This window comes from Exiguobacterium sp. SH3S3 (assembly GCF_004337115.1).
Taxonomy (GTDB): domain Bacteria; phylum Bacillota; class Bacilli; order Exiguobacteriales; family Exiguobacteriaceae; genus Exiguobacterium; species Exiguobacterium aurantiacum_A.
The window spans coordinates 38,600-53,511 of record NZ_SJUU01000003.1; the positions used below are offsets into that span (position 1 = coordinate 38,600).

Sequence of the window (14,912 nt, forward strand, 5' to 3'; positions counted from 1 at the left end):
TACCTTTTACCCGAATTCGTTCAAGAGGACGCATCCCCCTGCCCTCCTCAAAAAAAATAAAAAGTATTTGCGAAATTTCACTGTGATATCTATCATATAATAATGGACTTGTGGTTGCAGGCAAGTTCATTCGTCGAACGACACAACCCAACGTTCGTTTTCCTGCAAAAAACTGAACACAGGGGAGCAATAACATGGAAACAAAACCAATGCGGGTCTTACTGTACTATAAGTACGTCAACATCGAGGACCCAGAAACACTGACACAACAACACCTCAAGTATTGTAAGGACCTCGGGATCAAAGGACGTATCTTGATTTCTTCCGAAGGAATCAACGGGACGTGCTCGGGCACTTGGGAACAAACCGAACAGTACATGAACGACTTGAAAGCCGATCCATACTTCAGCGACATCGAGTTCAAAATCGATGAAGTCGAAGAGCATGCTTTCAAGAAAATCTTTGTCCGTCACAAACAAGAGCTCGTGACGTGGCGCTTTGATGGCGAGTTCGACGTGCCTAAACAACACGGTGCGTATCTCGAACCGGAAGAATGGAAAGAGATGATGAATCGCGATGATGTCGTCATCCTCGACGTTCGTAACAACTACGAGTACGATCTTGGTCACTTCAAAAATGCGATCAAAATCGACGTAGAGGCTTCTCGTTACATGCCAGACTGGCTCGAGGAGAACAAAGACCTCTACGAAGGGAAAACACTTCTCACGTACTGTACCGGAGGCGTCCGTTGCGAGAAATTTACCGCATATATGCGTGACCAAGGTCACGACAACATCTTCCACTTAAAAGGCGGCGTCGCCATGTACGGCAAGGACGAAGCGACGCAAGGTGAAAACTGGGACGGCGAGCTTTACGTCTTTGACGAGCGCATCAACGTCCCGGTCAACACGGTCAATCCGTCAGTCGTTTCAGCGTGTATGCACTGCGGAACGAAGACGACCCGTTACGTTAATTGTGCCAACCCGGAGTGCAATAAACAACACTTCTGTTGTGAAGAGTGTGAGCCGAAACAGATGCGTTCATGCTCGAAAGAGTGTCAGGAGCATCCACGCAACCGCTTTATCATCGAGAACATCGCGGAAAAACTTCAAGAGACTGAAGGCGTCGTCGGGTAACAAAAATCGACCGAATAGCGTCGCGGGCATTTGCCCGCGACGCTATTTTTGACAGAAACTTTACGTCTAGCGCGGCATGGAATCGGGTATAGTGTAGATACTATTGTCAGACAGGAAGTGACTGAATTGCTCTTTAACGAACCGTTACTCGCCGCAATACTGGCCTGGTTTATCGCACAGGCGGCCAAACTTGTGACCGAACTCATTCGAACACGTGACTTTGAACTTGAAATTATGTTCGCCTCAGGCGGAATGCCAAGTTCCCATACCTCGACCGTCGTCGCGCTCGCGACCGCGATTGGCCGGGCTGAAGGCCTCGACTCGAGCATGTTCGCCCTCGCGCTCACGTTTGCGACGATCGTCATGTACGATGCGACCGGCGTCCGTCAAGCCGTCGGTTTCCAAGCCCGTCTATTGAACGACTATTTTAAAGGGATCAAGCACGACACACCGATCTTGAACGAACTCGTCGGCCATACACCGTACCAAGTCATCGTCGGCGCATTGCTCGGCCTCGTCGTCGGACTATTTTTCCCCATGTAAACGATACACACGTTCAGGCATGTCGTTCCCCTCTCAAAAACTATCCATCTTTTTGTGAACTTTCACAACAGAGACGGTATAGTGATAGAGAGGAGGAATCGACATGCCTTTTTTACAGAAATCATATGAATCGCTCGACACACTCGCCGAAGCGATCGGGCAAGCGATCCGCGCACCGATCACGATCGAAAATCGCCACCATCAGCTACTCGCCTATAGCACGCATCCCGACTCGACCGACCCGGCCCGGATTGCGACCATCATCGGCCGCCGTGTCCCGGAAGCCGTCATCGAAGATTTGTGGGAAAGCGGTATCCTGCAAGAGCTGATCGACCGAGACGAGCCTGTCGTCATCCCGGCCCGGATGGCCATCGGTCTCAGCGAGCGCGCCGCCGTCGTCATCAAGCAGCAAGAAGACGTGCTCGGCTACATTTGGAGCCTGGCCCGGACGACCCCGTTCTCCGAGCAGGAACTCACCGTCTTGAAGGACGGGGCAAATATCGCCAAGAAACTGCTCATGACGATCGCCATGCACGAACGTCGCATCGATGCCGAACTCGAGCGTTTCTTTTTAGAAGTGCTCGCTTCGCCATACCTCGCTCCCGCACATCGGGAACGCTTGAACGAACTTGCCCCAATCGCCGTCGCGAATCGCCTGACGATCATCGACTGCTTGCAGCCGATCACTCCGCAATTCGCTGAGCGGTTATTTTATGCGCTTGCGACACAAGAAGCGATCGAGGTCGTCCTTCACGCCATCGACGGCCAACAGCTGCTCGTCTGGCACTATATGAAGTCCGAGCTATCTGAAGAAGAGGCCGCCCTCCTCCAGTGGGCCGACCGCTTCGAGACCCAGCTTCAAGACAAGTTCACTGACGCCGAACCTCGCCTCGGGATTAGCCGTCGTTTCTTCGAGAGCGATACGCTCTATGCCGCGACCGAGGAAGCGAGACGGGTCACATCGCTACGCCGGAAGTTCCCGTTCGAGCTCGCTAGTGCCCGGGCGTTCGAGCAGATCGGCATCTATCAACTCGTCCCCGATTTGTCCCGACGGATCGGCCTGCGCCTCGAGACGCACCCGACGATCGAACGGTTGCAGGCGTATGACCAAGTCCACCACACCGAACTCGTGACGACGCTTGAATGGTATTTCTATTTTGACGGGAACGTCAAACGAGTCGCCGCCCACCTCCATATCCATCCGAACACGGTCTTGTATCGGATTCGACGGATCGAAGAACTGACGAGCATCACCCAAGTCTCGCTCCCGGAACGGGCTGCTATTTATTTAGCGATCAAGGCCGGACAATATCGTCAAGACGACTGACCCCCACTTTGTGAAAAATCACAAAGTGGGGGTTGCCGTTTTTAGAATCCATGCTAAAGACAGCGATTTCACTTGGGTCTATACTAGAGGTGTGAACAGATTGTGTCAGCAGATAGAAAGGGGAACTACACATGAAAATCGGGGTATTGAAAGAGATTAAAAATAACGAAAACCGCGTCGCGTTGACGCCGATGGGTGCATCCGTCTTGACGGAACTCGGACACGAGGTGCTCGTCGAGACGGGGGCCGGTATCGGGAGCGGCTTCACGAATATGGAGTACATCGACGCTGGGGCAAGCATCGTCGATTCAGCACAGGACGTTTGGGGAGACGTTGAACTCGCCTTGAAAGTAAAAGAACCACAGCCGTCAGAGTATCAATATTTCCGTCCAGACCTCACGCTCTTCACGTATTTACATTTAGCGGCCGAACCTGAACTCACGAAAGCGCTCGTCAATTCAGGCATGACCGCCATCGCCTACGAGACGGTCGAAGTCGACCGTACGCTTCCGCTGCTCACACCGATGAGCGAAGTCGCAGGACGGATGGCTGCTCAAATCGGGGCGCAAATTTTAGAAAAACCGCATGGCGGCAAAGGGATCCTCTTGGCAGGTCTTCCCGGGGTGCCTCGTGCGAACGTCACCGTCATCGGGGGCGGTGTCGTCGGAATGAACGCGGCCCGCATCGCCATCGGTCTCGGAGCCAACGTGACCATCATGGACATCAGTCCGGCTCGTCTCCGCCAAATCGACGACCAGTTCGGGAACACGATCAACACGCTCATCTCGAACCGCTATAATATCGCGAAGCAAGTCGCCGAGAGCGACCTCGTCATCGGTGCCGTCCTCATCCCGGGCGCGAAAGCACCTAAACTCGTCACGAAAGAGATGGTGCAACAAATGTCACCGGGGTCAGTCATCGTTGATGTCGCCATCGACCAAGGCGGGATCTGTGAGACGATCGATCATATTACGACGCATGACGCGCCGACGTACGAACGCTACGGTGTGCAGCACTATGCCGTCGCCAACATGCCAGGGGCGGTCCCGCGCACGTCGACGCTCGGTTTGACGAACGCGACGATGCCTTATATCGTCGAGTGCGCTCAAAAAGGAATCTTCCCGGCGCTTCGCGAAAATGCAGCGCTCCTCAAAGGGTTGAACGTCATCGACGGTACGGTCACATACGAAGCCGTCGCCCGTGACCTCGGCTACACGTTCGTACCAGCCTCTGAAGCCGTCACGAAGCAGCTCCACGCGTAATCGAACACATCCGAAATATGCGGACAGAAAGACGCCCGAACGGAAAATCCCGTTCGGGCGTCTTGCGTATGTTTATGCGTTTTCGACGGCGATGTCTTCACCGATGATTTTCACTTCAGGTTCAAGTTCGATCTCAAACTTCTGTTTGACCGTCGCTTGGACGTGACGAATGAGCGAGATGTATTCAGTCGCTGTCGCCTGATTGATATTGACGATGAAGCCCGCGTGCTTGAGTGATACTTCCGCCCCGCCGATGCGCTTGCCTTGCAGTCCGCAATCTTGAATCAGTTTACCGGCAAAGTAACCGGGCGGGCGCTTGAACACACTGCCGCATGACGGATATTCAAGTGGTTGTTTCGATTCACGCTTATGCGTCAAATCGTCCATTACGTCTTTGATCGCTTCATAACCGAGCGGATCGAGTTCGAACGTCGCCTCTAAGACGATCAAGCCTTCTTTCGAAACTCGGCTCGTTCGATAATCGAGGTCAAGCTCATCTTTCGAGAGCGTGAGCAGTTCGCCGTCTGGCGTCAAAACGACCGCACTCGCGATTACGTCTTTCGTCTCGCCGCCGTAGGCACCCGCGTTCATGTAAACAGCGCCTCCGACCGTTCCCGGAATACCGCATGCGAACTCCAGTCCAGACAGCTCTTCAGTGAGCGCCTGGCGCGACACGTCGATGATGGCCGCTCCTGCTTGGGCGATGATCCGGTTGCCGTCACGGCGAACCGTGTTCAATTCGTTCAAATTCAAGACGATGCCACGCAGGCCGCCGTCTCGAACGATCAAGTTGGACCCGAAACCGAGAATCATGAATGGTACGTTCTCGCGATGGGCGAGCTCGAGGACGGCTTGAACTTCTTCATACGTGTGTGGAGCTACGAAATAATCCGCTTTCCCGCCCAATTTTGTATATGTGTGTGCTGACAGCGGCTCGTCTTGCTTGAAGCGCTCGGCCGGGATGATTGTGAGTAGTTGGTCTAAAAAGCTCATGCGTTGCCTCAATCCTTTACGGTCTATTTTATTAGTGCCGCAAGCGAAAAAGTTCGCCTCGGACACGTTGCTGAATGGTTTCAGTACGAAACACAGTATACAAATGTTTACCGAGAGTGACAAGCAACGTTTTCTTTACAATCTAGCAAATAGTTTACAACAATAATGATGTCGCGACGGCGACGACAATCGGGATTGTGAAATTATCCCAGTCTCGATACGAAATCGCTTCTGTCAGCGTCGCTATGATGGAAATGATAAACCCATAAGTTACCACTTGCCACATCGGAATACCTTTCCACAAAAACAATAAAAAGAGTACCACGTACGAACTTAAGAACATGGCCATGCTGCCTTGGAACGATCGCTTTTGCCCATACAGGTCATAGATCACCGTCCCATATTTTCGTCCAATGAGGGCTGCTAAGCCGTCTCCCCATGCCAATACGAGCGAACCCGCTAAAAAGGCGAGCGGTTCCGTCTCGAAAAAGAAGAACAAGATGACGAGGAGTGCAATCGGATAATAGACGGTCCCGAGCGATTTCCGCTCGGTCTGATGGACCGGAGACGGGCTCTTATATAGAAGCCACGCGTTTGCGAACGTAAAGAACACGAGCGGTATGGCGGCGATGTACCATGTGTCCATCAACCAGACAGCGAGCAATGACCAATGCCCGACTGCAATATGTACACTCTTTCGAATTGTCTCATCCGTCCAGCCGAGGCGCTTGCCAATCTGTTCGAGACCGACAAGAAACACCAGGACAATGACGATGGACAGAATAGAACTGACCCATTCATTCATCGTGGGACCACCTTTATGTGCGATTTTTATACGTACTCATTATACCTTAATCAAGCCAGAACCTAGCTTCCTTTTCAAACATTTGGTAGAATGAGGTCAAATGACTGTATAGCCTGCGAACGAAGTCGGCTATAGAAAGGATGCCTGTATGCGCGACGCAAATTCGATTCAAACGTTGGCTGATTGCCTTCACTATATGCGGGTTGGTGACGTCGATCGGGCCATCTCACTTTTTCCTGAAGAAGTGCGTGAGCATTTCCCGAAAGAGCTTCGTAAAATCCATTTGTTTCATATTGAAAAGAACGGATTGTCGATCAATCAAATCGTGGCTTTGGCCAACACACTGACCGGAGAGCATTTGTCCGCGACGACGATTCAAAACTGGACGAAACGCGAAGTTCGTAAAATCATCGGTGTCCCCCGGGTCGGTAAAAAATATTCGCTACAACAGGCTGCGATCATTTATTTGCTCGACGACTTGAAGCATCTGTTTTCGCTCGAAGAGACGAGCTCGCTGCTCGCACTCATCTTCAACAATCCCGACCGCGACGAGGACGACCTCATCTCCCCGATCGACTTCTACCGCTTGTACGCGGAGTATGCCAAGTCGACGAGCCCGATCGAGATGTTAGACACTCGTGCGAAGCGTTCGATTGAGAAGATGGGACACACCCATCCGAACATCATGCACGTTCTGAAGCTATGCTTGTACGCGCACCGCGTGACGACACTCGAGATCGAGGCCAAACACTATTTAAGCCGCTTCATTTGAGCCAATCAAATGAAGCTTTTTTTGTGGAACGCAAAAAAAAACACCAGTCGCAGTGACTGGTGTTCGTCATATTGGTTAGACTGACATGGCGACCGGCATCCGTGATTTGACCGTCAACGTCTTCAAAACTGACAACAACTCGAACATCGAGAGCTGATCCGCCTCTTTCGTCAAACAGAAAGAATCGTCATCTTGTTTGCGAAGTTCCGCCACAAGTTTCCCAGCTTTATCGCGAACACTGAACTTGTAGCGTTCGACGTCGTATTGAATCGTGTAGAGACCGCGTTCATAGACGTTGTATTCACACTTTTTCCCGAATAACGAGAACTTGTCTTTTAATTGACCAATCGCTTGCCCGTCATGGTTCATGACGACCCACTTTTGACAGTTCGGGATGTACTTCCCGTGAGCGATTTGTCGACCGGACAAGTTGTGCACTTGGACATTGCCCTCCGCGTTGCGGTGAACAGATCCGATTGCATCATTTGTTTCGTCATAAATGGTCGCCTCGCCTTGCGTAAAGACACAACCTTTTACATAAATTAATTTGCGCACCGCTTTTTCCTCCTACTACGTTCCAACCTCGATTTTTGTGTTTGTTCGGTTGGTCATTCTGTGAAACCCCAATTTAGTTTCTAGTAGTCGTGTTTCTCTGTTCAACTACTACATATTTCATATGACGAAGATGATTATTGCACCGTTTGAGGAAAAAGACAACCCCTTTTTCTTCGACACAATCCGCCAGTCTGTCAAAGCTGTGAACAGGCGCCATTTTAGCACTTAAATCCAGCCTGTTTAAGCAGCTGTTCGAGCTCCGTTCTTGCAATCAGACGAACTTGATTTGGTTCGGCGAGTTCGTATGCACTATCCGTATAGGACGAGTTCGTGACGACCCATCCTTCGTTCGCCCCGTAGTATGGAACGGACGCGGCTACTTGCTGGACCGCTTCGAGTCCGACAACTTTTTCATAGCGTTTTGCTTGGACCGCGATCGACCAGCCGTCCGACGTTTCAAGGAGCAAATCCGCCCCGAAATCACGTGACGCTGGCGTGACCGTCACGGTGTACCCGAGCGCTGTGAATACTTCTTCTAAAAACAGCTCAAACTCACGGCCGTCCATTCGATCAATCCGATCAATCGTCGACAGGCGCATCCGCCAGATGAGCCAAGCAATCCCGAGAGCGAGCACCGTGACGACGCTCCACATCGGTGCTTCGAACCACCATAATCCGGTGGCAATCAATAGGCTAAGCGCCATTCCTTTCACGTCAATCGTCCTCCCTATCGTTTCTTTTATTTACTTTACCGAATCAATGCAGGAAAACAAAGGGGCATCTGTCGAATGTATTCCAAATGTACCCGTTTGATATAAAGAAGGAGGGATCAAACGTTAATGGAGAAAAGGATGTATCTCCAAAACGAACTGCTGCACGCTTTACCTTACGGCGTCGCGTTGATTACGAAGGACGGTACGATCGTTCAGGCGAATCGTCCGTTCATGGAGCAGTTTCCTGAAGACTTACAGACGAAAACGAATATTTTCCACATGGTCAACCAATCACCCCTCACCATGGAATTGTCGCGTCGGATGGAGCAAGGACTTCCTTGGATATACGAGATGCCGACGATTCGCGTCCATGCGATCCCATATGAACATATATACGTTCTCTCCATCGAGCCGCTCCCGCTCGACACGCGGGTCACGGTCCAACATAACGCCTTTGAGGCGATGATGCATACCGAGCTCGACATGGCGATGATCATGACAGATGCCAATCTGCTCATCAATCGCTTCAATAAAGGAGCGACCGAGCTGTTCGGCTATAAACCTCACGAAGTGCTCTATGAGATGACACCGTTCGCCTTGTTCGAGTCGCGAGAACTGAGTGAGAAGCGGACGCATTATCAAGACGAGACGGAGCGCTTGTTGTCGTTCGAACAGATGCTGCGCGTCGCACTCGATCGTGGAGACCGAGAATGGAAGTTTCAGCGCAAAGACCGCACCCATTTTGTCGGTAAACTGTTCATGCAGCCGGTCTATGAACACAATCAAATCATCGGCTTCTTTTTCTTCGTCTTTGATGTCAGCCCTGAAATCGCGCTCAAAGGCGAACTGCTCCATAAAGAGCAGCGTTACCGCATGTTTGCTGAGTCCGTGATTGAAGCTGTCCTGTTTCATGAAGGTGGAACGATTCTTGACGCGAACAAGGCAGCCGAAACGATCTTCCGTATCCCGGCCGAGGACATGGTCGGACGCCAAACGATCGAATTTATCGCGGAAGGCTACCGGGCCGATGTCCTCAGACGAGTCCGTAATCACATTCAAACCCCGTACGAAGTCATCGGACGGCGCGAGGACGGTACCTTTTTAGAGATGGAAGTCTATCCGAAAGAAGTGACGTTCCAAGGCCAGACGCTCCGCGTCGCCGTCATGCGCGATATTAGTGACCGTAAAAAAGTCGAGCGCATGCTTGAACGAGAGAAAAATGCGATTGCTCGTCAGCGCGACATCATCCAATCGATTCTGCAAGCATCGAACGAGGCGTTCGTCTTGACCGAATCGAACGGTAGTGTCCTGTTCATGAACGTACATGCCCGGCGCTTACTCGACCTGCCCGGCATCGCTCCGAACAAGATACAGGAACGCATCCCGCTCCTGACGACATTCCGGGGCCGTGACCGCACTGAAATGTTAAAGAAAATCGACCTCTTGCTCGACGGGTCGGCTCGTGAAGTGTCGCTCCGTTTTTCGATTCCGCAACCGAACGATCGCGACGAACAGTATTATGAGATGTACGGAACGGGAATGGACACAAAACGGCAGATTGGTATGGATAGTGGCTTTTTGTTCGTCTTCCGCAACCGGACCGAAGAAGAGCGGATGGACCAAATCAAAAACGAGTTGGTCAGCACCGTCTCACACGAGTTGAGAACGCCATTATCTTCTTTATCGGGATACATCGAATTGATGCTGACACGCGATTTGTCGAAGGACAAGCGCGAGCGTTATTTAAAGACGATGGCGAAAGAAGCGAAGCGGTTGACGGACTTGTTGAACGACTTCCTCGATATTCAGCGCATGGAAGATGGCAACCAAGAGTATAAACGAGACCGCTTCGTCTTGAACGAGCTCGTCCGCGAAGTCGTCGAACGCTTCCGCGAGACGACTGACCACTCGATTCATTTCGATGATGCCGACGAGTTGCTCGTTCTCATCGCCGATAAGGACCGGATCGAGCAAGTCATCATCAACTTGCTTTCAAACGCCATCAAGTACTCACCTCACAGTCATGAGATTGAAGTTCGCGTCCGGAAAGAACACAAGCAAGCCCACGTGTCTGTCCAAGATTTTGGGATTGGGATTCCCGAGCACGCATTCGAAGAACTGTTCAAAAAATTCTACCGTGTCGACAACTCAGATACACGTCAAATCGGAGGCACCGGCCTCGGGTTGTCCATCTGTAAGGAAATCATCGAGTCGCACGGCGGCAGCATCGAAGTCGAGTCGAGCGTAGGCGTTGGCTCGACGTTCACGTTCACGTTAGATGTAGCGGAGGAGACGCCATGAACCATTATGCCTTTACCGGTTTCCCAGGATTTTTAGCAGGAAAGCTGATTACCCATCTCGCGACATTGCCGGATCAGATCGGCACGATCTATGCGCTCCATTTACCGGCACAACGACCGGAAGCGCTCGCTTTGAAACAAGAACTGTTGGCCACGACTTCGCTTCAAGACGAGCAGTTAGTGCTTGTCGAAGCCGATATCACACTCCCGGAAGTCATTCTCGATCCGATCATGCGGTCGGTCATCGAACGGGAAGTGAATTATATCTTCCACTTAGCGGCCGCTTATGACTTGAGCATCCCGTATGACGTCGGCTACCGAGTCAACTTGCTCGGGACGAAGCATATGACGGCGTTCGCCAAACGGGCAAAACATTTAAAGCGATACGTCTACTTTAGTACCGCCTACGTCTCCGGACGCCGCCAAGGGACCGTCTATGAGAACGAGCTATGGCATCGGGTCCAGTTTAAAAACCATTACGAGGCTACGAAGTATGAAGCGGAAGCCATCGTCTCCCGTGAACTCGGCTCGATACCCGCGACGATCATCCGTCCCGGTATCGTCATCGGCCATAGCAAGACCGGAGAGACGAAAAAATTCGATGGCGTCTACTTCGTGTTGAAGTTGATGGACCAGTTGCGTCAAGCAGCGCCGCTCCCGTATATCGGACGGCAAAACATCGAAGTGAACCTCGTGCCGTATGACTACGTGGTCGAAGCGACTGCTTATCTCGCCCACGCCCCAGTTGGTCTAAAGCGCACGTTCCATTTGACCGACCCGTTCCCGCATGGGGCTCGGGAAGTGTACCGTATGATCCACGAAGCGATGTTTGGTCGCTCGCCTCGCGGAACGATTCCCCATTTCGCCGCAGAAACCGGATTTTCCGCTTTACAGCTATCGGAACGATATGGGGTTCCAAAAGAACTGCTCGCCTATTTTAAGCATCAAGTCCATTTCGACACGACGCAGACGCTCCGGGCGTTAAACGGGACCGGCATCGTTTGCCCGGACTTACAAGACTACTTGCCTGACATCGTCGCTTATTACAACACACACAAAAAGCCCTGACCAGGGCTTTTTGTGTGTCCTCATCCAATTAACAGCTTCTCTTTCGGGTAACGGATCTTCCGGTCCATCTGTCGTGCGACCGTGAACAGAATGGTCAGCGAGCCGACACGGCCGAGGAGCATCATGAACATGATGAACCCTTTCCCGGTGTCATTCAATTCAGCCGTGATGCCGAGCGAGAGACCGACCGTTCCGAAGGCAGACACGGTCTCGAACAAGAGAGCGGTCGCCGGAATATGATCATTCGTCAAAATCGTGAGTGCCGTGATCAACAAAATAAAGAAGAAACTCGAGATGGCGACGACGTATGCTTTCTTGATTTGAAACGCATCAATCGTCCGCTCGAGAATGACCGTTTCTTTTTTACCGGCGATGAACGCCCACATGTCCGCTAAAATGACAGCGACGGTCGTCACTTTGATCCCAGAACCCGTTGATGCCGCCCCGGCCCCGATATACATCAAGATGAGGATTAATCCGATTGATACCGGCGCCATCATCGAGATGTCCACCGTATTGAATCCAGCCGTCCGTGTCGTCACCGCTTGAAAGAATGTGACGTTTAGCGCCTCGCCAATCGGACGGCCGTACAAGCCGCCTTCCACTGATACCCACTCGAACAGCATGAGTCCGAACCAGGCGATCCCGTTGATGACACCAAGCGAAGCAATCATGATTTTCGAATGTAGGGCGAGCCGCTTCCATCGTTTCACCTCGGTCGCGTCGGCAATCGTCGTGAATCCGAGACCACCGATCATCAAGAGCATCGAAATCGTGACGACGATGGCCGTATTTTGCTCGAACTGCATCAAGCTGTCGGGCCATAACGCAAAACCTGCGTTATTAAACGCCGAGACGGCATGGAAAAAGCCATAATACAGTGCTTCGCCGAACCGGTAATCACCCGTGCTGTAAAGTTCGACCGTCAAAAATAACATCCCGATGAATTGGACGATGATGGTCGTGAAGACGATGTTGCGGACGAGGCGGACCGTTCCACCCGGCCCTGACAAGTTGAGCGACTCTTGGAGTAAGATCCGCTGTTTTAAGCCGATTTTTTTACCGAGCACACTGAGCAGCATGAGCGCGACCGTCATGAACCCGAGTCCGCCGATTTGAATCAAGGCGACGATGACGAGCTCGCCGAGCGTATTGAACGATGAGCCGATGTCGATCGTCGACAATCCGGTCACCGTGCCTGCTGACGTCGCGATGAACAGGCAATCGATCCAAGAGACCGGTTCGGTTTGGGCGAACGGCATATACAGCAACGTCGCTCCGATCAAGATGGCGAGTAAAAATCCAGTCGCGATAAATCGGGCCGGCTTTTCAAAGACGAGCCGGTATAACGCCTCAATTCGTTTAAGGCGCAACTCCCGTACTGTCAATCGATGTCGCATCTCGCTATCTCCTTCGAATCAAGTTTTCTAAGCATCATCTTACTCCTCGACGTGTAAATTGCCAACTAGAAAAATGTATCGCTAACCCTTCCTATATTTTTTTGGTAATATGGGAGATAGACTTTATGAATATTGAGGAGGTTGAATGAAACCGTGGACCCTAGTACGGTAGATCATTCGCTAAAGGATGTCTCGCGAAGGTTGGAGCGTCAATCACAATGTATGCCCGCCCATCTCTATTTCCAGCTCGAAGAACTGTTGAATTGGTCACTTGATCAAGAAGTTATGAATCAATTGTACGCATTATTAAAAAAATACGATGTGCTAACCGATATAGAGCGTGAAGAACGAAATATCAGCATCCAACTGCTGATTGACGAAAACGGCGCTTAACCATCGGAACGCATTTGCGGGAGACGAGTTAAGTCTCTCGCTTTTTTTATATCTCTCTTTTTTTAGAAAGGTGGAAAACATAGACATGGATGTCGTCACTTTAGTCGGACTTTTACTCGGTTTCTTTACGTTAATCGGAGGGATGATTTTGAAAGGAGCGGGGGTCGCTCCGCTGATCAACCCTGCGGCGCTCGTCATTATTTTTGTCGGGACGGCGGCCGCGGTCAGTATCGCCGTTTCGAAAGAACAGCTACAGACGGTACCCCAACTATTTAAGATCTTATTCAAAAAACAAGAACTGCCAAGCAAATCTGGTTTGTTGACGCAATTCGTCGACCTGTCGACGCAGGCACGTAAAGAAGGCCTGCTGTCACTCGAGACGGCACTCGAGCAAGTCGAAGAACCGTTTTTGAAACAAGGCATGATGATGGTCATCGACGGTCAACCGTCTGAATATATCGCCGAAGTGATGTCGCGTGATATCGAGAATATGGAAATACGCCATAAAGCGAACGCTGATGTATTCACGCAAGCAGGCACGTACGCTCCGACGCTCGGTGTACTTGGAGCCGTCATCGGGCTCGTCGCCGCACTAAAAGACTTATCCGATATTGATAAACTCGGCTACGCCATCTCCGCCGCCTTTGTCGCGACGCTGTTCGGGATTTTCAGTGGATATGTTCTTTGGTTCCCGTTTGCCAACAAGTTGAAGCAGTATTCGAAAAGTGAGGTCGTCGTCAAGGAAATGATGATCGAAGGAATTTTGTCGATTCAAGGCGGAGAGTCACCAAAGACGTTAGAAGATAAGTTGGCCGTGTATTTGTCTCCAAAGGAGCGAGCGAACTATGAAGCGCAAAAAGAAGCATGATCATGAAGAACACATCCCGGAAGGCTGGCTCATCCCTTACGCCGACCTGCTGACGTTACTTCTCGCTTTGTTTATCGTGTTGTTCGCCTCAAGTAACGTCGACCAGACGAAGCTCAATAAGATGTCTCAATCGTTCAATCAGGTGTTCTCAGGAGGCACGAGTGTTTTCCAAGCCTCAACGGCGTCAAACAGTGACATTAGCCGAACGGACAAGACAGATACGACCGCCAATCCGCGGACGTATGAGCTGGCCAAACTCGACGAGTTAAAAGAAGAAGTGAATCAGTACATTAAGAAAAATGGATTAGAAGACGAAATCGAGGCGACCATCAACTCAAGTGGGCTCGTTCTGACGATCCAAGACCGGGCTTTGTTCAGCATGGGGGAAGCGACACTCGACGCTGACGCCCGCACGGTCGCCCAGTCGATCAGCGGCATTCTCGAACAAGCCGGGAATCGAGAAATCGTTGTGTCCGGTCATACCGATAACGTGCCGATCAATACGGCTCGTTTCCCGTCGAACTGGGAACTCAGTTCAGCCCGAGCGACTGCGTTCATGCGAGGCCTGTTGACGAATGAGTCGCTCAATCCGAATCAGTTCACGCTCGCAAGCTACGGGGAATATAAGCCGATTGCGACGAACGAAACGGACGCCGGCCGTTCCAAAAATCGCCGTGTCGAAGTATTGATCAAGCCGCTCGTCGACTTATCAGAAGGTTCACCAAAAATGATCGAAACGCTTGTCTTACCATGACGAAAAGCCCACTCTGCGACAGA

General features: G+C 51.3%; 15 protein-coding genes. 10 read left to right on the forward strand and 5 right to left on the reverse strand.

Annotation, left to right across the window (positions count from 1 at the left end; genetic code table 11):
- The first annotated feature begins 194 nt into the window (after positions 1-194).
- From trhO to ald, 4 genes are all read left to right on the forward strand, one after another.
- Positions 195-1,136: an oxygen-dependent tRNA uridine(34) hydroxylase TrhO gene (trhO, locus tag EVJ28_RS03560; protein ID WP_131458565.1), complete on the forward strand. Its 942-nt coding sequence runs from the start codon at positions 195-197 to the stop codon at positions 1,134-1,136.
- Positions 1,137-1,253: 117 nt separating this feature from the next.
- A complete protein-coding gene (locus EVJ28_RS03565; protein WP_070329193.1) occupies positions 1,254-1,679 on the forward strand; it encodes a divergent PAP2 family protein in 426 nt (141 codons plus the stop codon).
- A 103-nt stretch (positions 1,680-1,782) separates the two neighbouring features.
- Positions 1,783-3,006 (forward strand): PucR family transcriptional regulator, encoded by a 1,224-nt coding sequence (locus EVJ28_RS03570; RefSeq protein ID WP_131469042.1) that lies wholly within the window; start codon positions 1,783-1,785, stop codon positions 3,004-3,006.
- Positions 3,007-3,137: 131 nt separating this feature from the next.
- A complete protein-coding gene (gene ald, locus EVJ28_RS03575) occupies positions 3,138-4,268 on the forward strand; it encodes an alanine dehydrogenase (RefSeq protein ID WP_131470268.1) in 1,131 nt (376 codons plus the stop codon).
- A gap of 72 nt (positions 4,269-4,340) precedes the next feature.
- Here the strand turns inward: ald and murB are convergent, their stop codons facing one another.
- Both murB and EVJ28_RS03585 read right to left on the reverse strand, forming a co-directional pair.
- The gene (gene murB, locus EVJ28_RS03580; RefSeq protein ID WP_131458562.1) at positions 4,341-5,261 is read right to left on the reverse strand and encodes a UDP-N-acetylmuramate dehydrogenase; all 921 of its coding nucleotides are present in this window, start codon (positions 5,259-5,261) and stop codon (positions 4,341-4,343) included.
- Between the two features lie 154 nt (positions 5,262-5,415).
- Positions 5,416-6,066, reverse strand: coding sequence for a diacylglycerol/polyprenol kinase family protein (locus tag EVJ28_RS03585; protein ID WP_131458561.1), 651 nt, complete (start codon positions 6,064-6,066; stop codon positions 5,416-5,418).
- A 148-nt stretch (positions 6,067-6,214) separates the two neighbouring features.
- Between EVJ28_RS03585 and EVJ28_RS03590 the strand changes: the two genes are divergently transcribed.
- The gene (locus EVJ28_RS03590) at positions 6,215-6,838 is read left to right on the forward strand and encodes a DUF1836 domain-containing protein (RefSeq protein ID WP_131458560.1); all 624 of its coding nucleotides are present in this window, start codon (positions 6,215-6,217) and stop codon (positions 6,836-6,838) included.
- A gap of 75 nt (positions 6,839-6,913) precedes the next feature.
- Here the strand turns inward: EVJ28_RS03590 and EVJ28_RS03595 are convergent, their stop codons facing one another.
- Together EVJ28_RS03595 and EVJ28_RS03600 are read right to left on the reverse strand one after the other, a co-directional pair.
- Positions 6,914-7,393, reverse strand: a complete 480-nt coding sequence (locus EVJ28_RS03595; RefSeq protein WP_131441646.1) for an LURP-one-related family protein — start codon at positions 7,391-7,393, stop codon at positions 6,914-6,916.
- Positions 7,394-7,611: 218 nt separating this feature from the next.
- Positions 7,612-8,097 (reverse strand): restriction endonuclease, encoded by a 486-nt coding sequence (locus EVJ28_RS03600; protein ID WP_236634041.1) that lies wholly within the window; start codon positions 8,095-8,097, stop codon positions 7,612-7,614.
- Positions 8,098-8,232: 135 nt separating this feature from the next.
- Here EVJ28_RS03600 and EVJ28_RS03605 point away from each other — a divergent pair, with 135 nt between their 5' ends.
- Positions 8,233-10,407: a PAS domain-containing sensor histidine kinase gene (locus EVJ28_RS03605; RefSeq protein WP_131488026.1), complete on the forward strand. Its 2,175-nt coding sequence runs from the start codon at positions 8,233-8,235 to the stop codon at positions 10,405-10,407.
- A complete protein-coding gene (locus EVJ28_RS03610) occupies positions 10,404-11,474 on the forward strand; it encodes an SDR family oxidoreductase (RefSeq protein ID WP_131470266.1) in 1,071 nt (356 codons plus the stop codon). The genes EVJ28_RS03605 and EVJ28_RS03610 overlap by 4 nt, the downstream gene beginning before the upstream one ends.
- Before the next feature lie 20 nt (positions 11,475-11,494).
- Here EVJ28_RS03610 and EVJ28_RS03615 read toward each other — a convergent pair whose 3' ends face one another.
- Positions 11,495-12,874, reverse strand: a complete 1,380-nt coding sequence (locus EVJ28_RS03615; protein ID WP_131470265.1) for a TrkH family potassium uptake protein — start codon at positions 12,872-12,874, stop codon at positions 11,495-11,497.
- Positions 12,875-13,015: 141 nt separating this feature from the next.
- Here EVJ28_RS03615 and EVJ28_RS03620 point away from each other — a divergent pair, with 141 nt between their 5' ends.
- The 3 genes from EVJ28_RS03620 (at position 13,016) to EVJ28_RS03630 (ending at position 14,889) form a co-directional block, all read left to right on the forward strand.
- Positions 13,016-13,267: a hypothetical protein gene (locus tag EVJ28_RS03620; protein WP_236634029.1), complete on the forward strand. Its 252-nt coding sequence runs from the start codon at positions 13,016-13,018 to the stop codon at positions 13,265-13,267.
- An 85-nt stretch (positions 13,268-13,352) separates the two neighbouring features.
- A complete protein-coding gene (motA, locus tag EVJ28_RS03625) occupies positions 13,353-14,135 on the forward strand; it encodes a flagellar motor stator protein MotA (protein ID WP_070329182.1) in 783 nt (260 codons plus the stop codon).
- Positions 14,113-14,889: a flagellar motor protein MotB gene (locus tag EVJ28_RS03630; RefSeq protein ID WP_070329181.1), complete on the forward strand. Its 777-nt coding sequence runs from the start codon at positions 14,113-14,115 to the stop codon at positions 14,887-14,889. Before motA ends, EVJ28_RS03630 begins: the two co-directional genes overlap by 23 nt.
- The last annotated feature ends 23 nt before the right edge of the window (positions 14,890-14,912 follow it).